This is a genomic window from Salmonella sp. K21076 (genome assembly GCF_039650795.1).
Classification (GTDB): domain Bacteria; phylum Pseudomonadota; class Gammaproteobacteria; order Enterobacterales; family Enterobacteriaceae; genus Salmonella; species Salmonella enterica.
Genome location: NZ_JBCLYA010000020.1, coordinates 42,315 through 61,986 on the forward strand (window position 1 = coordinate 42,315; position 19,672 = coordinate 61,986).

Below are 19,672 nucleotides of genomic sequence, written 5' to 3' on the forward strand. Positions count from 1 at the left end.
CTTTTCACCGTAAAGAAGCAGCGGAATCAATGAAAAACAAATCTATACCTCAAGCTGCGTCGCCCCTGGCCTCGTGGCTTTCTTATCTGGAAAACCTGCACAGCAAGAGTATCGATTTAGGCCTTGAGCGCGTAAGCCAGGTGGCAGCGCGTCTGGACATCCTCAAGCCTGCGCCGTTCGTTTTTACCGTTGCGGGAACCAACGGTAAAGGTACGACCTGTCGAACGCTGGAGTCGGTGTTAATCGCGGCGGGATACCGTGTGGGCGTCTATAGTTCACCTCATCTGGTACGTTACACCGAGCGCGTGCGCGTGCAGGGGAAAGAATTAGCGGAATCCGCGCATACCGCGTCCTTTGCGGAAATAGAAGCGGCGCGCGGCGATATTTCATTGACCTATTTTGAATATGGTACGTTGTCGGCATTGTGGCTGTTTAAACAGGCTAACCTTGACGTGGTGATTCTGGAGGTCGGGTTGGGCGGGCGCCTGGACGCCACGAACATTGTGGATGCCGATGTAGCGGTAATTACCAGCATCGCGCTTGACCATACTGACTGGCTGGGGCCGGATCGCGAAAGTATTGGCCGCGAGAAGGCCGGGATTTTTCGTGCGGAAAAACCCGCTATCGTCGGCGAACCGGAAATGCCGGCAACCATCGCGGATGTCGCGCAGGAGACCGGCGCGCTGTTGCTGCGTCGCGGCGTTGACTGGCGTTATGAGGTGACAGCGACCCACTGGGCGTTTACCGATGGCGACGGCACGCTTGCCGGACTGCCGTTGCCGCAGGTTCCCCAGCCGAATGCCGCCACCGCTCTGGCCGCGCTGCGCGCCAGCGGGTTGAACATTGACGAACAGGCGATTCGCGACGGTATTGCGCAGGCTACCTTGCCGGGACGTTTTCAAATCGTGAGTGAGTCGCCGCGCGTTATCTTTGATGTCGCCCATAATCCCCACGCGGCGGAATACCTGACGGGTCGTCTGAAAATGTTGCCGAAACGCGGGCGCGTGCTTGCGGTGATTGGTATGCTGCATGATAAAGATATCGCCGGCACGTTAGCCTGGTTGAAAAGCGTGGTTGACGACTGGTATTGTGCTCCGTTAGAGGGGCCGCGCGGCGCGACGGCGGAACAACTTCTGGAACATCTGGGGAAAGGGAATGTCTATGATAGCGTCGCGCAGGCATGGCAGGCCGCTATCGACGCGGCGCAGCCAGAAGATACCGTGCTGGTGTGCGGATCGTTCCACACCGTCGCACATGTTATGGAAGTGATAGACGCGGGGAGAATCGGTGGCGAGTAAGTTTCAGAATCGTTTAGTCGGCACGATTGTGTTAGTCGCGCTGGGGGTTATTGTGCTTCCCGGTCTGCTGGACGGACAGAAAAAGCATTATCAGGATGAATTTGCTGCGATTCCACTGGTACCGAAGCCTGGCGACCGTGATGAGCCGGATATGATGCCTGCCGCAACGCAGGCGCTGCCGACACAGCCGCCGGAAGGGGCGGCTGAAGAGGTGCGGGCGGGAGATGCGGCAGCGCCGTCGCTGGACCCGTCGCGCATGGCGTCTAACAATGTCGAGCTTGATCCGATACCGGTGGAGACGCCTAAACCGAAGCCGGTTGAAAAGCCGAAGCCGCAGCCTAAACCGCAACAGCCGGTTGTCGCCGTTTCCACGCCGACGCCCGCGCCGCAACCGGCTACCGACGATAAACCTGCGCCGACCGGCAAAGCCTATGTCGTACAGTTGGGCGCGCTGAAAAACGCGGATAAAGTCAACGAGATAGTCGGCAAGCTTCGTTCCGCCGGGTTCCGGGTTTATACTTCCCCCTCAACGCCGGTACAGGGTAAAATAACCCGTATTCTCGTCGGGCCGGATGCGTCGAAAGATAAGATGAAAGGATCGCTTGGCGAGCTCAAGCAGATTTCCGGGTTAAGCGGCGTGGTGATGGGATATAGCCCGAACTAAGGCGCGTTTTGCCTGAGCGCGCAGCGTTAAGGCCTACGGTGTTCATCTGGTAATAGCCGAAGTTCTGTAGGCTGGATAAGGCGTTTACGCCGCCATCCGGCAGAAGGAATAAACCGGGTATCCTGCGCTTATCAGGCCGATGGCAGCTCTTCTGGTCGTGCCCGAAGAGATAAAAAGTGTGATGGCGTTGAATATTTTTTCAGCGCCATTTTTATTTACGCGTGGGAAGGAAATCCCTACGCAAACGTTTTCTTTTTCTGTTAGAATGCGCCCCGAACAGGACGACAGGGCGTAAAATCGTGGGACATCTATGGTCTGGATTGATTACGCCATTATCGCGGTGATTGCTTTTTCCTGTCTGGTTAGCCTGATCCGCGGCTTTGTTCGTGAAGCGTTATCGCTGGTGACGTGGGGTTGTGCTTTCTTTGTCGCCAGTCACTACTACACTTACCTGTCTGTCTGGTTTACGGGCTTTGAAGACGAACTGGTTCGTAATGGGATTGCTATCGCGGTACTGTTTATCGCGACGCTTATCGTCGGCGCTATCGTGAATTTTGTGATAGGTCAGCTAGTAGAAAAGACCGGCCTGTCGGGAACTGACCGGGTGTTGGGGATCTGTTTCGGCGCACTGCGAGGCGCGCTGATTGTCGCCGCCATTCTGTTCTTCCTTGATACCTTTACCGGCTTGTCGAAAAGCGAAGACTGGAGCAAATCGCAGCTCATCCCGCAGTTCAGCTTCATCATCAGATGGTTCTTTGACTATCTGCAAAGCTCGTCGAGTTTCTTGCCCAGGACGTAACAGGTTCTGAGATGTGGCTTAACGAGGAAAATGACGTATGTGCGGTATTGTCGGTATCTCCGGTGTTATGCCGGTCAACCAGTCGATTTATGACGCGTTAACAGTGCTCCAGCATCGTGGTCAGGATGCTGCCGGTATCATCACCATTGATGCGAATAACTGCTTCCGCTTGCGTAAGGCAAACGGGCTGGTGAACGATATTTTTGAAGCTCGCCACATGCAGCGTTTGCAGGGCAACATGGGGATCGGCCATGTGCGCTACCCTACCGCAGGCAGCTCCAGCGCTTCGGAAGCGCAACCTTTTTACGTTAACTCGCCGTATGGCATCACGTTGGCCCATAATGGCAACCTGACTAATGCGCACGAGCTACGTAAAAAGCTGTTTGAAGAAAAGCGCCGTCATATCAACACCACCTCCGATTCCGAAATCCTGCTCAATATTTTCGCCAGCGAGCTCGACAGCTTCCGTCACTATCCGCTGGAAGCCGACAATATTTTTGCCGCGATTGCCGCGACTAACCGTCAAATCCGCGGCGCCTATGCCTGCGTAGCGATGATTATCGGCCACGGCATGGTGGCTTTTCGCGATCCGCACGGCATTCGCCCGTTAGTGCTGGGCAAGCGTGACGTTGGCGATGGTCGTACGGAGTATATGGTCGCTTCTGAAAGCGTGGCGCTGGATACGCTGGGCTTTGAATTCCTGCGCGATGTTGCGCCAGGCGAAGCTATCTATATTACCGAAAAGGGGCAACTGTTCACGCGCCAGTGCGCGGATAATCCGGTCAGTAACCCCTGTCTGTTCGAGTACGTTTATTTTGCTCGCCCGGACTCCTTTATCGACAAAATCTCCGTCTACAGCGCTCGTGTGAATATGGGCACCAAACTTGGCGAAAAAATCGCTCGTGAATGGGAAGATCTGGACATCGACGTCGTGATCCCTATCCCGGAAACCTCCTGCGATATCGCCCTGGAAATTGCCCGTATTCTCGGCAAGCCGTACCGCCAGGGATTTGTCAAAAATCGTTACGTGGGACGTACCTTTATCATGCCGGGCCAACAGCTACGCCGTAAATCCGTGCGCCGTAAGCTCAATGCTAATCGCGCGGAATTCCGCGATAAGAACGTCCTGCTGGTGGATGATTCCATCGTGCGTGGCACCACATCAGAGCAGATCATCGAGATGGCCCGGGAAGCTGGCGCGAAGAAGGTTTATCTGGCGTCCGCCGCGCCGGAAATTCGTTTCCCCAACGTCTATGGCATTGATATGCCGACCGCCAATGAGCTGATCGCGCATGGTCGCGAGGTGGATGAGATTCGGCAGATCATCGGCGCAGACGGGCTTATCTTCCAGGATCTGAACGATCTGATCGAAGCCGTACGCGCAGAAAACCCGGATATCCAGCAGTTTGAATGTTCGGTATTTAACGGGGTATATGTCACCAAAGACGTAGACCAGCAATACCTCGACTTCCTGGATTCATTACGTAATGACGACGCCAAAGCGGTGCTGTTCCAGAACGAAATGGAAAACTTGGAAATGCATAACGAAGGCTAATGGCTTTGCCAGCGGCGCGATGCCGCTGGCCGATGTCAATTACGCACCACGCCGAAGCGAATAGCGTATTTTTGTACTTTGTACTGTAACGTGGTGCGGGATACGTTAAGGCTACGGGCCGCGGCGGCAATGTTCCCCTGATGCGTATCCAGCGCGGTTTCTATTAAATGCCTTTCGTAGTTGGCAACCCGTACCTCCAGCGACCCTTCATACTGCGGATCGGGTGACGAGGGAAGGGGATTCTCCGGCGCGGTTTCCGGTACGCCTAAATTTAACTCGTCCTGTTCAAAAATGATGTGTTTCAGCAGCCCGTCTTTTTCCTGCATGATCATGCTGCGTACAATCGCGTTTTCCAGCATCCTGACATTACCCGGCCAGGCGTGATTGAGCAGATCAGCACGCGCCGTCTCGCTTAATCCGTGAATGTCCTGCGGCACGTCATTACGGTATTTATCAATAAAATAATTCGCCAGTAAGGGGATATCTTCCGGGCGGGCGCGCAACGGCGGTAACGTCAACATTCCGACGCTCAACCGATAAAAAAGATCTGCCCGCAGGCGTTCTTGTTGAATTAATTTGACGGGCGCTTCGTTCATGGCGGCAACGATCCTGACATCAGAGTGGAGTTGCTGTTGTCCGCCGAGCCGCCAGAAGGTTTTATCCTGCAAGAATCGCAGCAGCTTACTTTGCATTTCTATCGGCATGGCGTTCAGCTCATCAAGAAAGAGCGTTCCCCCGTTTGCCAGTTCCAGATAGCCCTGGCTATTTTCCGCGCCGGTATAGGCGCCGCGCACGGTGCCGAAAAGCGTACTTTCGATAAGCGTAGGCGGTAGAGCGCCGCAGTTCAGGGCGATAAATGGCTTATTCGCCCGCTTGCTGCATTGATGTATCAGGCGGGAAAATAGCTCCTTACCCGTTCCCGTCTCCCCGACAATCGTCACCGGAATATTACTGGCGGCCAGCCGTTTGGCTTTGGCGATATTACTGAGCATTTCCGGATTTTCGGTAATAATGGCATGGTGCTTCTCATGGTGATCGGCATACAGCAGTTGGTTCAGTTCTACCACCTGCTCCTGGAGCCGCCTGACGCCGGACATATTCCTGCCGATTTCGATAACGCCGACCATGCCGCCATCGCTTGCATAGAGCGACGCGGTGGTGTGCTGATAGTCAACGGCCTGGCCTCGCGCATTGTAATAAATTTGATAATGGCCAATGTATTCCACGCCTTTTTTTAACGATGAAAGCATCGTACTTTGGGTTTCTTTCATGCCCGGATAGACATCCAGCATATGTTTTCCCATTGCCCGTTCAATGCTGTAGCCGTCCAGATCCGCGCTTTCCTGATTGTAGTAAACGTATTCACCACGCTCATTAATGACGGCCAACGGCTGATGAATCAAATCGAAAAAGCGGGAAAACATCCTGAGCGCCGAGGCCAGTTCCTGATTGGTGGATGCCATACATGCATTCCTCATATCTATTGTTCATGTTGCCATTATAAAAATGACGAATTTTCGTCGTTATGATGAATAGCAAACTTAATGACGAAAATGAGAAACAGCTTATTTTTATAAATAATTGATTATTTTGATAAAAAATAGTGGCATGCCTTTTGCTTTATCCCTGTAAAGAATGCGGATTTTTACCATAAACATTAAGCAGAGGGCGTTATGACTGACTCGATTATGCAGAATTACAACCAGCTACGTGAGCAGGTAATCAACGGCGATCGCCGTTTCCAGCACAAAGACGGTCATTTGTGTTTTGAAGGGGTCGATCTGGACGCTCTGGCGCGCCAGTACCCCACGCCGTTCTATGTGTTTTCTGAGCCGGAGATTATTCGTAACATTCATGAAATCCAGCAGGCATTTGCGGCGCATAAAAATACCAAAACCTTCTTTGCGTCAAAAACCTGCTCGGTCATGGGGGTGTTGAAAGCCATTCGTGACGCCGGAATTTGCGCGGAGGCAAACTCACAATATGAGGTTCGCAAGTGCCTGGAGATAGGCTTTCGCGGCGATCAGATCGTCTTCAACGGCGTGGTGAAAAAGCCTGCCGATCTGGAATATGCCATCGCCAACGATCTGTATCTTATTAATGTTGATAGCCTGTATGAGCTGGAACATATTGATGCCATCTCTCGCAAGCTGAAGAAAGTCGCCAATGTTTGCGTCCGCGTAGAGCCGAATGTTCCCTCGGCGACGCATGCGGAACTGGTTACCGCTTTCCATGCGAAGTCGGGTCTCGACCTGGAACAGGCGGAAGAAACCTGCCGCCGCATTCTGGCGATGCCTTATGTGCATTTACGCGGCTTGCATATGCATGTGGGCGATCAGGTGCCGGAGTCAGAGCCTTTCGCAAAAGCGACTAAAGTGCTGGTGGATGAATCCCGTCGCCTGGAAGAGGTGCTCGGTATTAAATTTGATTTGATCAACGTGGGCGGCGGAATTCCGGTTCCCTATAAATATGACGACGAGAATGGCGACCCGTTAAAAGATAATATGTATGCCGGTATTACCGCCCAGGATTTTGCCGATGCGGTCATTCGCGAAGTGCATAAATGGCGTACCGATGTGGAAATATGTATTGAACCGGGACGTAAAGTGACCGGGTCGGCGGCGGTTTTACTGACGGAAGTCTCCTGCGAAAAACGTAAAACAAATTACGATCTTAACGGCAATGTGGAATGCCACGTTGAATGGAAATTTGTCGATGCTGGTTACAGCGTACTCTCTGATAGCCAGCATTTTGACTGGTTCTTTTATGTCTATAACGCCTCTCGCATGACGGCAGCGCACGACGCCTGGATAAAATTAGCCGGGCCGCTGTGTGATGGCGGGGATTATTTCCACATGGGAGTGAAAGGCGAAGAGTTTTTACTGCCGAAGGAGACTCATGTTGGCGATATTGTCGCGTTTCTTGATGCCGGGGCATACACCATTGAAAGTCAAACCGTTTATAACAACCGTCCGCGCACGGGGGTGGTGATGATCGATAAAAATGGTGAGACGCGTCTGATTCGTCGGGAAGACAGTTACGAAGATATGGTCAAGTACGACATTTATTAATACTGTTTTGGGCTTCAGTTTCATGCTGAAGCCCGTCGTCAGATGATAAGAAGAGGGCAGTGATGCCTGAATGCATAACAGGAGATGGCCATGAGTAACACGAATTCTGGCTTACTTGGCATCAAAGACATTGTCTTTATGAATGTCATCGCTATTCTGAGTTTGCGGCAAATCCCTAACGTGGCGCCTTACGGGGCATCGGCCATGTTGCTATGGGTGATAGCCGCATTCTGCTTGTTTTTTCCTTTAGCGATGGTATGCGGCGAGCTGTCAACCGGCTGGCCGAAAGATGGCGGGATATTTGTCTGGATTAAAGAGGCATTTGGTAAACGTATTGCATGGATTGTCGTGGTTTGTTTTCTCTTTTCCTGCGTACTGTTTTTCCCATTAATGCTGCAATTCGGCTTTACCGCGTTGGGCTATATGATCGGCGGCGGCCTGGCGGAAAATAAAGCGTTTATCGGTATTGGTTCCGCGGTAATTTTCTGGCTATTAACGCTGATGAATATCCGCGGGATGGAATGGACAAAAATTATTAATAGCATCAGCGCCTGGTGCGGCGTATTTATTCCCTCCGCCATCCTCATTTTGCTGGCGGTGGTATGGCTATGTACCGGACACCAGATGCAGACGGACTACACTACAGCGAAAAACTGGATTCCGGATCTCGGACACTGGGATACGATCGTTTTCTTATCCAGCATGATGTTTGCGTTTGCCGGACTGGAGGTCGCCCCGATGATTGCCGGGCGTACCCGTAATCCACAGCGTGATTTTCCGCGAGCGATGGCCGTCTCTGCCGCCGTTATCGTTGGGATCTATATGGTCGGCACCTGGGCGCTAAATACGCTTTTACCCGCCGGGAAAACCGACATCGTGGCAGGCGTCATGCAGGCTATGCATGCTGCTGCGGACACGCTGCATATGCCGTGGTTAATTCCTGTTATGGCCATCTGTATGTTTTTTGGCGCTCTCGGGCAGATTAACTCCTGGCTGGTGGGGCCGATTTATATGCTCCAGGAAGCCTCGCGTGAAGATAATCTGCTGGGGGACCGAATCGGCAAATTACATCCGGTGTGGAAAACGCCCGCCTTTGCCTTGACTATACAGGCGATTATTGTCACGGTCCTGTGTTTTTCGACTTTTATTTCGCCAAGCGTTGCGGCGGCTTACTGGATGTTAACGGCGCTAACGACCATCACCTATTTTATTCCTTATCTGGTGATGTTCCCGGCGTTCTGGCGTTTACGTAAGACTCAGCCAGATACGCCAAGAAGTTTTAAAATTCCGGGCAAGGTTTTACCGGCTATTTTACCCGCGCTGGGCTTTCTTTCTATCGCCTTTGCCGTTGCGCTGTTATTTATTCCGCCTTCTCAAATTGATATGGGCGGATATTTCCAGTACGCCGGGAAAATTATTGGCGGAGCCGTGCTGGCGGTTGTCGTCGCGGAGTACATTTACCATCGGGCGCAGAAACGTAATGCCCGTTTAAGCATGGCGGGAGGAAAATAAAATGTATATGCCAGTTCTGGAAATAAATCTACGCAAGCTGGAAGAAAACGCACGCACGGAAAAAGCTCTGCTGGCAAGCAGCGGTATTGACGTGATGGCTGTCAATAAAGTTTTTGACGGCTGCGTGGAAACCGCGCAGGCGGTGTTAAACGGCGGAATTACCGTTATTGCTGAATCACGAACCTATAATTTGAAAAAAATACGCGAGACAGGATGTACGACCTGCCTGTTACGCAGCCCGTGTCTGAGTGAAATCGAAGATGTGGTGCGCTACGCGGATATTAGTTTAAATAGCGAGCCGGTGGTATTACGGGCATTATCGCAAGAAGCCCAACGCCAGGGGAAAACGCATCAGGTATTACTGATGGTGGATATGGGCGATTTACGCGAGGGTATCTGGTTTGGTGAATATCAACGCATTCTTGAGACCGTGACTCTGATTACTGGTCTGCCCGGTCTGGAATTATATGGACTGGGCACCAACTTTAATTGTTACGGCACCGTGTTGCCAACGGTAAAAAATGGCGAGGATTTTCTGGCGCTGGCCGCCCGGCTGGAAGCTGACAGCGGTATTCCTGTCCGGCGGCTTTCTGCGGGAAACTGCACCAGCTATCACCTGCTGGATAAAGGTATCTGGCCGCAGGGACTGAATCATCTGCGCATCGGCGGACTGCATGAATTCGGCATTGAATATGTGGACATGAAATACCTGAATGAATTTCACCACTCCGCAAAACCGGTCGATAAAGCCTGTTCCGATATGTATATCCTGGAAGCGGAAATCATCGAACTGAACAGTAAACCGACCGTCCCGGTCGGGGAGCTGGGCGTCGATGCCTTTTTGCAAAGTAAAACCTTTGTCGATCGTGGCATACGCCGACGCGCATTGCTGGCGTTTGGTCGTCAGGATGTGCCGTCGGATAACTGTGTGCCATGCGACGACGCTATCACTATCTTAGGGCAAACCAGCGATCATACGCTGGTGGATATTGAAGATTGTCGTCAGTCGCTAAAAGTAGGCGATGTGGTTCGCTTTGAGCTGGATTATACGGGCCTGTTAATGGCCTGCCAGACCAAAGGCGTCGCCTGGAGGTTTACGCGTTAACGCATAACCGCCGCGGCTATGTCGCGGCGGCATCTTTGACCTCACGAAAGACAGGGAGTAACGATGGATACCCTGCAACAATCTCCGCCAGCAGAGCCTGAAGGCGGTCTGCGGCGTAACCTGAAGAAGCGGCACCTGCTGATGATGTCGCTGGGCGGCACGATTGGCACCGGCTTATTTATCGGCATTGCCGAACCGTTAAGCAGCGTCGGGCCGGCGGGAACCTTACTGGCCTATCTGTTTGCCGGAACCATTATGCTGGCGACGATGATGTGTCTTGGCGAATTATCATGCGCCTTTCCTCACTCCGGTTCATTTCAACATTACGCGCTGATGTTTATGCCGTCACCTTGCTGGAGCTATACCATTGGCTGGCTTTACTGGTTTAGCTGGGTCTTTTCCCTGGCAGCCGACCTCACTGCCGCAGGGTTTATTGCTCACCAGTTTTTCCCCGCGGTTCCGGTATATATGTTCTGCCTGGCGATTCTGCTCATCCTGACGGCTATCAATCTCACCTCCGCAAAAAGTTTTGGCGAATGCGAATACTGGCTTTCGGCCATTAAGGTCTTCGCGATCGTGCTGTTTATCTGCGCGGGCGGGGTCATGATCTACTCGCTAATGGGCCATAGTGACTGGCACCCGACGTTAAAAACAGACGGAATGTGGTTTCCCCACGGTTGGGAGCAAATTGTGGTCTGTATGACGATCGTGATTTACTCCTTCCAGGGGGTGGAACTGGTCGGAAATGCGGCAGGGGAGACCGAATCGCCGCACATTATTTTACCGAAGGTGATCCTGGGGATCGGTCTCAGAATCATTTTGTTTTACGGCCTGGCGATTGCGGTGCTGGCGCTGGTCTATCCGCATGAACTGACGCCAAATGGACAAAGTCCCTTTGTATGGGTATTCTCCCACGCGGGCATTCCGGGGGCGGATACGCTGATGACGCTGGTGATCTTTTCCGCCGCGGTTTCTGCCGCTAACTCGGCCATTTACGCCAGTTCGCGTATGCTGTGGTCTATGGCGGGCGATCGCTTTGCGCCAGCCTGCTTTGGTAAAACGAACGGCGGCGGCGTGCCGGTGTATGCTATTTTAATCACGGCCTTGCTGGCGTTGGTGTCGTTGCTGACCCGCTATATTCCCGCACAGCAATTTTATTTATATCTGATCGCCAGTACCGGGCAGGTGGGTTGCCTGGCATGGATAACCATCGGATGGTGCCAGTATCGCTTCCGACAATCGGTGCGTAATGGCACGTACGCCAGCGATTTGCTACGCTATCGATCGCCGCTTTTTCCCTGGACGGCCCGATTTGTCATTATCACCAATTTTGCCATTATGGTCGGCACCTAGTTTAGTGAGCAGGGAGTAGTGATAATGTTGGTTGAGCTGGCTTTTATGATAGGGATTCTTTTGTCATGGTATCTCTTCAGACCCACTTTGAGCCGGTTACGTAACACAGTGGGATGAACGGCGCTCGTAAACGGTAAGAGGACATGAAACGACTCATTGTAGGTATTAGCGGCGCCAGCGGAGCGATTTATGGCGTGCGCTTATTACAAATTTTGCGCGATGTCGATAGCGTGGAAACGCATCTGGTGATGAGCCAGGCGGCCCGGCAAACGCTGGCGCTGGAGACCCATTTTTCGCTGCGCGAGGTGCAGGCGCTGGCCGATGTGACGCACGATGCGCGCGACATTGCCGCCAGCATTTCCTCCGGCTCTTACCCGACGGCAGGAATGGTTATCCTGCCCTGTTCGATTAAAACGCTGTCGGGGATTGTCCACAGTTATACTGACGGACTGCTTACCCGCGCGGCGGATGTGATATTAAAAGAGCGGCGACCTCTGGTGCTGTGTGTGCGCGAAACGCCGCTGCATATCGGGCATTTGCGTTTAATGACCCAGGCCGCTGAGATAGGCGCGGTGATTATGCCGCCGGTTCCGGCTTTTTATCACCTTCCTCAGACGTTAGATGATGTTATAAATCAAACGGTTAACCGAGTGTTGGATCAATTTGACATCCCCCTTCCGCACGACCTTTTTGTTCGCTGGCAGGGCGCATAGCGTTGTCTGTTTAGCGTGCATTATTGTCCCTGTTGCCCTGTTTCAGGGCAATTTTGTAACCGCGATCATATCCTCAACATTTAATTCGTTAAAAGCCGCCGAAACGCTGCGGTTCAACCGTCATACCTGCTATCTTCAACATCAGGACAATATTGCAACGTTTTATTAACAAATTTAACGTCGAATCGTTTTGCTGACGTGAAAATGGCATAAGACCTGCATGAAAAAGTCTGCAAACACACAACGCCACGTAAAACATAAGAAAATGACGCCACTTGAGGGGTATGTATGAAGAAGACCGTTCTCGCTTTGTCTTTGCTGATAGGTCTGGGCGCGACGGCGGCCAGTTACGCCGCGCTCCCGCAAACGGTTCGTATTGGAACAGATACCACCTACGCGCCTTTCTCATCGAAAGATGCCAAAGGCGACTTTATTGGCTTTGATATCGATCTCGGTAATGAAATGTGTAAGCGTATGCAGGTGAAATGTACCTGGGTCGCCAGCGACTTTGATGCGCTTATTCCCTCACTAAAAGCGAAAAAAATCGATGCCATTATTTCATCGCTCTCTATTACCGATAAACGCCAGCAAGAAATTGCGTTTTCCGACAAACTTTACGCGGCGGATTCACGCCTGATTGCGGCAAAAGGGTCTCCCATTCAGCCGACGCTGGAATCGCTGAAAGGCAAGCATGTCGGCGTGCTGCAAGGGTCCACGCAAGAGGCTTACGCCAATGATAACTGGCGCACTAAAGGTGTGGATGTGGTGGCTTATGCCAACCAGGATCTTATCTATTCCGATTTAACCGCCGGTCGTCTGGATGCCGCATTGCAGGATGAAGTCGCCGCCAGCGAAGGTTTCCTGAAGCAGCCAGCGGGCAAAGAGTATGCGTTTGCCGGTCCTTCCGTGAAGGATAAAAAATATTTTGGCGACGGGACGGGGGTTGGGCTGCGCAAAGACGATACCGAGCTAAAAGCCGCGTTTGATAAAGCGCTGACCGAACTGCGCCAGGACGGAACTTACGACAAAATGGCCAAAAAGTACTTCGATTTTAATGTCTACGGCGATTGAGGGAAGGGGATAACGCGCCGCGCTGGGGAACTATCACGGTGCAAAATAGATGTTTTGCACCTTTTTGGTGCATAAGCCGTTGCGGAACAGGCGCATAAATGCATACTTAATCGATTTTTATGCAAAATAAACCGGCTGACAAGGTAGAATGCTTTGCCTTGTCGGCCTGATTAATGGCACGATAGTCGCATCGGATCTGTAAAGATCTCCTGGAAAGACAGTCTGTTGAGGATAGTTATGAAAAAACTGGCGTTATCCCTTTCTCTGGTGCTGGCATTTTCCAGCGCTACCGCAGCATTTGCCGCTATTCCACAAAAGATTCGCATCGGTACCGATCCTACATACGCACCGTTTGAATCCAAAAATGCACAAGGTGAATTGGTCGGCTTTGATATCGATCTGGCCAAAGAACTGTGCAACCGTATCAACACACAGTGTACGTTCGTGGAAAACCCGCTGGATGCGCTGATTCCGTCTTTAAAAGCGAAGAAAATTGATGCCATCATGTCCTCGCTGTCCATCACTGAAAAGCGCCAGCAGGAAATCGCGTTTACCGACAAGCTTTACGCCGCTGATTCCCGTCTGGTGGTGGCGAAGAACTCTGATATTCAGCCGACCGTCGCGTCGCTGAAAGGCAAGCGCGTCGGCGTGCTACAGGGGACGACGCAGGAGACCTTCGGCAATGAGCACTGGGCGCCGAAAGGGATTGAGATCGTCTCTTACCAGGGGCAGGACAACATTTATTCCGACCTGACGGCTGGCCGTATTGATGCGGCGTTCCAGGACGAGGTCGCGGCCAGCGAAGGTTTCCTTAAACAGCCCATCGGAAAAGACTATAAATTCGGCGGCCCGGCGGTGAAAGATGAGAAGTTATTCGGCGTAGGAACCGGTATGGGGCTGCGCAAAGAGGATAACGAGCTGCGCGAAGCGCTGAACAAAGCCTTTGCTGAAATGCGTGCTGACGGTACTTACGAAAAGTTGGCGAAAAAGTACTTTGATTTTGATGTTTATGGCGGTTAATCACCGTCGGTGCAGATAAAGCCCAAAGAATATTGACTGTCTGCATTGCCTGAGGGCGCTGTGCGCGTCAGGCCTACGGGGAGCATCGTAGGCCGGGCAAGGCACAGCCGCCATCCGGCGTGATGTGAGGCAAAAATGCAAAAGAGGCTTCTTACTTCACCACACACAACAGGACAGGCTGCATGTTGTACGGGTTTTCAGGCGTAATTTTACAGGGCGCGATCGTCACGCTGGAACTGGCGCTCAGTTCCGTGGTGCTGGCCGTGCTTATCGGTCTCGTCGGCGCGGGGGCGAAGCTTTCGCAAAACCGGGTAACGGGGCTTATTTTTGAAGGGTACACCACCCTGATTCGCGGGGTGCCGGATCTGGTATTAATGCTGCTGATATTTTACGGATTGCAAATCGCGCTTAACGTGGTGACCGATTCGCTGGGTATCGACCAGATAGATATTGATCCGATGGTGGCCGGTATTATCACCCTTGGTTTCATCTACGGCGCCTATTTTACCGAAACCTTTCGCGGCGCGTTTATGGCGGTACCGAAAGGCCATATCGAGGCGGCGACGGCCTTTGGTTTTACCCACGGGCAAACCTTCCGGCGGATTATGTTCCCGGCGATGATGCGTTACGCCCTGCCGGGGATCGGCAATAACTGGCAGGTGATACTCAAAGCGACAGCGCTGGTGTCGCTGCTGGGCCTGGAAGATGTCGTCAAAGCCACGCAGCTTGCCGGTAAAAGCACCTGGGAGCCTTTCTATTTTGCCGTGGTCTGTGGACTTATCTACCTGGTATTTACCACCGTTTCCAATGGTGTGCTGCTCTTACTTGAGCGTCGCTATTCCGTAGGCGTGAAGAGGGCCGATTTGTGATTGAGATCATTCAGGAGTACTGGAAATCCCTGCTGTGGACGGATGGCTATCGTTTTACAGGCGTGGCGATTACGCTGTGGTTGTTAATTTCATCGGTGGTGATGGGCGGTCTTCTGGCGGTGATTCTGGCGGTGGGTCGCGTTTCCAGTAATAAATTCATCCGTTTTCCCATCTGGCTGTTTACGTATATTTTTCGCGGCACGCCGCTGTACGTACAGCTACTGGTGTTCTATTCGGGGATGTATACGCTGGAGATAGTCAAAGGCACCGATCTTCTTAACGCGTTTTTCCGCAGCGGACTGAACTGTACCGTACTGGCGCTGACGCTGAATACCTGCGCATACACTACGGAGATTTTCGCCGGAGCGATTCGTTCGGTACCGCACGGTGAAATTGAAGCGGCAAGAGCGTATGGCTTCTCGTCATTTAAAATGTATCGCTGCATTATTTTGCCGTCGGCATTACGCATCGCCTTGCCTGCCTACAGCAACGAAGTGATTTTAATGCTGCACTCTACGGCGCTGGCGTTTACCGCGACGGTGCCGGATTTGTTGAAAATCGCCCGCGATATTAACTCAGCGACTTACCAGCCGTTTACCGCGTTTGGCATTGCCGCCGTGTTGTATTTACTCATTTCGTATGTCCTGATAAGCCTGTTCCGCCGGGCGGAAAGACGCTGGTTGCAGCACGTGTCCTCTAAATAATTCGAGTAACATGATGTCAGAAAATAAATTACACGTTATCGATTTGCACAAACGCTACGGCGGTCATGAAGTGCTGAAAGGGGTATCGCTGCAGGCCCGCGCCGGAGATGTGATTAGCATTATCGGCTCGTCCGGTTCCGGTAAAAGCACTTTTTTGCGCTGCATTAACTTCCTCGAAAAATCGAGCGAAGGCGCGATTATCGTGAACGGTCAGAACATTAATCTGGTGCGCGACAAAGACGGGCAGCTCAAAGTGGCGGATAAAAATCAGCTACGCTTGTTGCGTACCCGCCTGACGATGGTGTTTCAGCACTTTAACCTCTGGAACCACATGACGGTGCTGGAAAATGTGATGGAAGCGCCGATTCAGGTACTGGGATTAAGCAAGCACGACGCGCGCGAGCGGGCGTTGAAATATCTGGCGAAGGTGGGGATTGATGAGCGCGCTCAGGGCAAATATCCCGTCCATCTCTCCGGCGGCCAACAGCAGCGCGTTTCTATTGCGCGCGCGCTGGCGATGGAACCTGACGTTTTACTGTTCGATGAACCCACATCGGCGCTCGATCCTGAACTGGTCGGCGAAGTGTTGCGCATCATGCAACAACTGGCGGAAGAAGGCAAAACGATGGTGGTGGTCACGCATGAAATGGGCTTCGCCCGCCATGTCTCTTCGCACGTGATTTTTCTGCATCAGGGGAAAATTGAAGAAGAGGGCAATCCGGAGCAGGTGTTCGGCAATCCGCAAAGCCCGCGTTTACAGCAATTCCTGAAAGGCTCGCTGAAATAAAAGAAGCCCGGCGGCGCATCGCTTACCGGGCAGGATACGGCGCTTTGGGAATTAGCGAATCACATCCGCCAGCGCCTCTTCTAAATCATACCAGCGAAATGCGAATCCGGCGGCTTCAAGCCGTTTTGGCAGCGCCCGCTGTCCGCCCAGTACCAGCACTGACGACTCTCCCATCAATAAGCGAATTGCCGTCGCCGGAATGCGAATAATCGCCGGGCGGCGCAGCGCGCGACCCAGCGCATGAGCAAACTGCTCATTATGGACGGGATACGGCGAGACCATATTGAAGGGACCGCGAAGATCGTTATCCAGCAGCCACAGGATGCCGTTGACCATATCGTCAATGTGAATCCAGGCCAGATATTGCCGACCATTACCCACCGGACCGCCGAGTCCGAGGCGAAACGGCGGAACCATTTTCCCCAGAATCCCGCCTTGCGGCGCCAGGACAACGCCGGTACGCAGCAGGCAGACGCGGGTCTGGTCGCTCTGCGCACGACAGGCAATCTGTTCCCAGCGGGCGCAAAGTTTATGCGTAAATTCGTTGTGCGGCGGCTCATCTTCAGTGACGACAACGTCGCCCAGATCGCCGTAATAGCCCGTGGCGGAGCCGGATATCAACACCGAGGGCGGCGTAGCGCTGGCATGAATTAAATCCACCAACTTTTGCGTGATAGCCCAGCGGCTTTGGCACAACCGTTCTTTTTGTTGCGACGTCCAGCGCTTGTCGGCAATCGGTTCGCCCGCCAGATTGATGATGGCATCAATCTCATTGAGGTGCTCACGTTCCGCCAGCCCTTTCCATAATGTCACTCTGGAATCGAGAATCTGACGCGCGTTATCGGGATTGCGCGTAACGACCGTCACCTGGTGCCCCAGTATTAACAGCCGGGGAATGAGATGACGCCCTATCAGGCCCGTACCGCCGGTAATCAGAATCTGCATATGACCTCCAGAGTAGGGAGGATTTCCTCTTCCCTAATGTCAGGTTTTTAATACGAATAAGGGTGCCGGACGCAGGTTTTCCGTGTATACACCTCTACATCATACATGATGTATGCTACCGCGTTACGCTTTCGTACTGTTACAGTGCAGTTGCGCTTGTAACAGTGCGCGCGCTGTCGCAGGACGCGTGCGAATGCGTTCAAACCAGTTATACACCGCCGGGTAAGTATCAAGATCGATTCGCTGACGCTGATGTGCGTTAACCCACGGCCAACTGGCGATATCCGCAATACTGTAGTGGTCGCCGCCCAGCCACGGGGAGGTTTCCAGGCGTTTATTCAGGACGTTGTATAAGCGTTGCGTTTCAACCTGATAGCGTTCAATCGCATAGGGGATGGCCTGTGGCGCAAAGTGGTTAAAGTGATGATTCTGGCCCAGCATCGGCCCTAACCCGCCGACCTGCCAGAACAGCCATTGCAGCGTGGTATGGCGTTCACGCAGCTCCCCGCTAAGCAGTTTGCCGCTTTTTTCCGCTAGGTAGAGAAGAATTTCGCCGGATTCAAAAAGACTAAGCGGTTGACCGCCGTCTGCCGGGGCGTGATCGACGATGGCAGGAATTTTATTATTGGGAGAGATAGCCAAAAAATCAGGGCGAAACTGATTGCCCTTGCTGATATCTACTTTTAGCAAACGATACGCCAGCTCCGCCTCTTCCAGAAACAGCATTATTTTATGCCCGTTGGGCGTGGGGGCGTAGTAAAGGTCAATCATTTTGGCTCCTGCATGTGCGTAAAGAGTCTGGGCTGAATTAAGTATAGAAAGCCTCCTGATGTGTGTGAGTTTTCATCAGGTGACAGCAGGCGAAAGACGCTATATTTTGGGAAGAAACCTAATACGCCCTCAAGAGGACATTATGAGTAAGCCTGTTATTGTGCTGTGGTCGGATGCGAACTTTTTCTCTCCCTACGTCTTGTCCGCCTGGGTGGCATTACAAGAAAAAGGGCTTTCCTTTACTCTGAAAACCCGCGATCTGGACCAGGGAGAACATCTGCAACCTGGCTGGCGGGGATATGCGCTGACGCAGCGCGTCCCGGTGCTTGAGGCCGACAATTTTGAGCTGAGCGAGTCGTCCGCTATTGCGGAATACCTGGAGGAGCGTTTCGCGCCGCCGCAGTGGGAGCGTATCTACCCGCACGATTTACAAAAACGCGCCCGCGCGCGACAGATTCAGGCGTGGCTACGCAGCGATTTACTGCCGCTTCGCGAAGAACGGCCTACCGACGTGGTGTTTGCCGGGGCGAAAAAAGCGCCGCTAAGCGAGGCTGGAAAAGCCAGTGCGGCAAAACTGTTTGCGACGGCTGAAGCGCTATTGGGGCAGGGGACGCAAAATTTATTTGGTGAATGGTGCATTGCCGATACCGATCTGGCATTGATGATCAATCGTCTGGTGCTGCATGGCGATGACGTGCCGGCGTCGCTGGCGGCGTATGCGACATTTCAGTGGCAGCGTGCTTCCGTACAGCGTTTTATTGCGCTTTCCTCGAAGCGTTCAGGCTGAAAATCTATTCATATTCCAGTATCATAACGCCGTTTTTCACAATGAGGAGTGAGCGATGAAACTGATGTTCGCATCGGACATTCATGGTTCTTTACCCGCCACGGAACGCGTGCTTGAGCGGTTCGCGCAAAGCGGCGCGCGTTGGCTGGTGATATTAGGCGATGTCCTTAACCACGGGCCGCGCAATGCGCTGCCTGAAGGCTATGCGCCCGCCCAGGTTGCCGAACGCCTGAACGCGGTGGCGACGCAAATCATTGCCGTGCGCGGCAACTGCGATAGCGAAGTGGATCAGATGCTGCTGCATTTCCCGATAACTGCACCGTGGCAGCAAATATTGACGCAAGAGAGGCGGCTATTTTTAACGCATGGGCACCTCTTCGGGCCGACGAATCTGCCCGCTCTGCATACTGGCGATGTGTTGGTCTATGGTCATACGCATCTGCCGGTGGCGCAACAGCAGGAAGGACTGTATCACTTTAATCCTGGGTCAGTGAGCATCCCGAAAGGCGGGTATGCAGCAAGCTACGGTATTCTGGATGATAATGTGTTGAGCGTAATCGCACTCAATGATCAAAGTATCATTGCGCAGGTTGCAATTAACTCGTAATTTACCTCACAAACGTAAATGCGCCGTAAGAGCGCCAGAAA

General features: G+C 52.7%; 18 protein-coding genes and 1 pseudogene. 16 read left to right on the top strand and 3 right to left on the bottom strand.

All coding sequences use genetic code 11. From position 1 onward, the window contains the following. Window positions 1–29: 29 nt before the first annotated feature. The 4 genes from folC (at window position 30) to purF (ending at window position 4,316) form a co-directional block, all read left to right on the top strand. Entirely contained in the window at window positions 30–1,298 is a 1,269-nt protein-coding gene (folC, locus tag AAYN39_RS07285; RefSeq protein ID WP_000792271.1) for a bifunctional tetrahydrofolate synthase/dihydrofolate synthase, read from the top strand. Further along, entirely contained in the window at window positions 1,288–1,962 is a 675-nt protein-coding gene (dedD, locus tag AAYN39_RS07290; RefSeq protein ID WP_000157040.1) for a cell division protein DedD, read from the top strand. Before folC ends, dedD begins: the two co-directional genes overlap by 11 nt. Window positions 1,963–2,272: 310 nt before the next feature. Continuing rightward, on the top strand, window positions 2,273–2,761 hold the full coding sequence (gene cvpA / locus AAYN39_RS07295) for a colicin V production protein (protein ID WP_000262102.1): 489 nt from the start codon (window positions 2,273–2,275) through the stop codon (window positions 2,759–2,761). Between the two features lie 37 nt (window positions 2,762–2,798). Further along, window positions 2,799–4,316, top strand: coding sequence for an amidophosphoribosyltransferase (purF, locus tag AAYN39_RS07300; protein ID WP_000334231.1), 1,518 nt, complete (start codon window positions 2,799–2,801; stop codon window positions 4,314–4,316). Window positions 4,317–4,351: 35 nt separating this feature from the next. Here the strand turns inward: purF and AAYN39_RS07305 are convergent, their stop codons facing one another. Beyond that, window positions 4,352–5,779, bottom strand: a complete 1,428-nt coding sequence (locus tag AAYN39_RS07305) for a sigma-54-dependent Fis family transcriptional regulator (RefSeq protein WP_000168932.1) — start codon at window positions 5,777–5,779, stop codon at window positions 4,352–4,354. 210 nt (window positions 5,780–5,989) lie between these two features. Between AAYN39_RS07305 and AAYN39_RS07310 the strand changes: the two genes are divergently transcribed. From AAYN39_RS07310 to hisP, 10 genes and pseudogenes are all read left to right on the top strand, one after another. Next, window positions 5,990–7,387 (top strand): alanine racemase, encoded by a 1,398-nt coding sequence (locus tag AAYN39_RS07310; protein WP_000132306.1) that lies wholly within the window; start codon window positions 5,990–5,992, stop codon window positions 7,385–7,387. A gap of 90 nt (window positions 7,388–7,477) precedes the next feature. After that, complete coding sequence (locus AAYN39_RS07315) at window positions 7,478–8,899, top strand: APC family permease (RefSeq protein WP_000072509.1); 1,422 nt, start codon at window positions 7,478–7,480, stop codon at window positions 8,897–8,899. A 1-nt stretch (window position 8,900) separates the two neighbouring features. After that, window positions 8,901–10,004 (top strand): alanine/ornithine racemase family PLP-dependent enzyme, encoded by a 1,104-nt coding sequence (locus AAYN39_RS07320; RefSeq protein ID WP_000281913.1) that lies wholly within the window; start codon window positions 8,901–8,903, stop codon window positions 10,002–10,004. Between the two features lie 63 nt (window positions 10,005–10,067). Continuing rightward, window positions 10,068–11,474 (top strand): annotated as a pseudogene (locus AAYN39_RS07325) (amino acid permease). Window positions 11,475–11,500: 26 nt separating this feature from the next. After that, entirely contained in the window at window positions 11,501–12,070 is a 570-nt protein-coding gene (locus AAYN39_RS07330; protein ID WP_000825682.1) for a UbiX family flavin prenyltransferase, read from the top strand. A 288-nt stretch (window positions 12,071–12,358) separates the two neighbouring features. Further along, complete coding sequence (gene argT, locus AAYN39_RS07335; RefSeq protein WP_000754418.1) at window positions 12,359–13,141, top strand: lysine/arginine/ornithine ABC transporter substrate-binding protein ArgT; 783 nt, start codon at window positions 12,359–12,361, stop codon at window positions 13,139–13,141. A gap of 237 nt (window positions 13,142–13,378) precedes the next feature. Next, entirely contained in the window at window positions 13,379–14,161 is a 783-nt protein-coding gene (gene hisJ, locus AAYN39_RS07340) for a histidine ABC transporter substrate-binding protein HisJ (RefSeq protein ID WP_000731871.1), read from the top strand. 182 nt (window positions 14,162–14,343) lie between these two features. Continuing rightward, window positions 14,344–15,030, top strand: a complete 687-nt coding sequence (locus AAYN39_RS07345) for a histidine ABC transporter permease HisQ (RefSeq protein ID WP_000965498.1) — start codon at window positions 14,344–14,346, stop codon at window positions 15,028–15,030. Next, entirely contained in the window at window positions 15,027–15,734 is a 708-nt protein-coding gene (gene hisM / locus AAYN39_RS07350) for a histidine ABC transporter permease HisM (protein ID WP_000569771.1), read from the top strand. The genes AAYN39_RS07345 and hisM overlap by 4 nt, the downstream gene beginning before the upstream one ends. A gap of 13 nt (window positions 15,735–15,747) precedes the next feature. Continuing rightward, window positions 15,748–16,521, top strand: a complete 774-nt coding sequence (gene hisP / locus AAYN39_RS07355; protein ID WP_001763985.1) for a histidine ABC transporter ATP-binding protein HisP — start codon at window positions 15,748–15,750, stop codon at window positions 16,519–16,521. A 51-nt stretch (window positions 16,522–16,572) separates the two neighbouring features. Here the strand turns inward: hisP and AAYN39_RS07360 are convergent, their stop codons facing one another. Together AAYN39_RS07360 and yfcG are read right to left on the bottom strand one after the other, a co-directional pair. Continuing rightward, entirely contained in the window at window positions 16,573–17,466 is an 894-nt protein-coding gene (locus tag AAYN39_RS07360; protein WP_001166265.1) for a TIGR01777 family oxidoreductase, read from the bottom strand. A gap of 123 nt (window positions 17,467–17,589) precedes the next feature. Then, on the bottom strand, window positions 17,590–18,237 hold the full coding sequence (gene yfcG / locus AAYN39_RS07365) for a GSH-dependent disulfide bond oxidoreductase (protein WP_000566559.1): 648 nt from the start codon (window positions 18,235–18,237) through the stop codon (window positions 17,590–17,592). A 142-nt stretch (window positions 18,238–18,379) separates the two neighbouring features. On the opposite strand from yfcG, the gene yfcF reads away from it, so the two are divergent. Continuing rightward, window positions 18,380–19,024, top strand: a complete 645-nt coding sequence (yfcF, locus tag AAYN39_RS07370; protein ID WP_000043013.1) for a glutathione transferase — start codon at window positions 18,380–18,382, stop codon at window positions 19,022–19,024. 55 nt (window positions 19,025–19,079) lie between these two features. Beyond that, window positions 19,080–19,631: a phosphodiesterase gene (yfcE, locus tag AAYN39_RS07375; RefSeq protein ID WP_000772458.1), complete on the top strand. Its 552-nt coding sequence runs from the start codon at window positions 19,080–19,082 to the stop codon at window positions 19,629–19,631. Window positions 19,632–19,672: the final 41 nt, after the last annotated feature.

Coding starts and splice junctions, on each gene's coding strand:
- folC (WP_000792271.1), top strand. CDS start 30: ATGAAAAACAAATCTATACCTCAAGCTGCGTCGCCCCTGGCCTCGTGG.
- cvpA (WP_000262102.1), top strand. CDS start 2,273: ATGGTCTGGATTGATTACGCCATTATCGCGGTGATTGCTTTTTCCTGT.
- purF (WP_000334231.1), top strand. CDS start 2,799: ATGTGCGGTATTGTCGGTATCTCCGGTGTTATGCCGGTCAACCAGTCG.
- AAYN39_RS07305 (WP_000168932.1), bottom strand. CDS start 5,779: ATGGCATCCACCAATCAGGAACTGGCCTCGGCGCTCAGGATGTTTTCC.
- AAYN39_RS07310 (WP_000132306.1), top strand. CDS start 5,990: ATGACTGACTCGATTATGCAGAATTACAACCAGCTACGTGAGCAGGTA.
- AAYN39_RS07315 (WP_000072509.1), top strand. CDS start 7,478: ATGAGTAACACGAATTCTGGCTTACTTGGCATCAAAGACATTGTCTTT.
- AAYN39_RS07320 (WP_000281913.1), top strand. CDS start 8,901: ATGTATATGCCAGTTCTGGAAATAAATCTACGCAAGCTGGAAGAAAAC.
- AAYN39_RS07330 (WP_000825682.1), top strand. CDS start 11,501: ATGAAACGACTCATTGTAGGTATTAGCGGCGCCAGCGGAGCGATTTAT.
- argT (WP_000754418.1), top strand. CDS start 12,359: ATGAAGAAGACCGTTCTCGCTTTGTCTTTGCTGATAGGTCTGGGCGCG.
- hisJ (WP_000731871.1), top strand. CDS start 13,379: ATGAAAAAACTGGCGTTATCCCTTTCTCTGGTGCTGGCATTTTCCAGC.
- AAYN39_RS07345 (WP_000965498.1), top strand. CDS start 14,344: ATGTTGTACGGGTTTTCAGGCGTAATTTTACAGGGCGCGATCGTCACG.
- hisP (WP_001763985.1), top strand. CDS start 15,748: ATGTCAGAAAATAAATTACACGTTATCGATTTGCACAAACGCTACGGC.
- AAYN39_RS07360 (WP_001166265.1), bottom strand. CDS start 17,466: ATGCAGATTCTGATTACCGGCGGTACGGGCCTGATAGGGCGTCATCTC.
- yfcG (WP_000566559.1), bottom strand. CDS start 18,237: ATGATTGACCTTTACTACGCCCCCACGCCCAACGGGCATAAAATAATG.
- yfcF (WP_000043013.1), top strand. CDS start 18,380: ATGAGTAAGCCTGTTATTGTGCTGTGGTCGGATGCGAACTTTTTCTCT.
- yfcE (WP_000772458.1), top strand. CDS start 19,080: ATGAAACTGATGTTCGCATCGGACATTCATGGTTCTTTACCCGCCACG.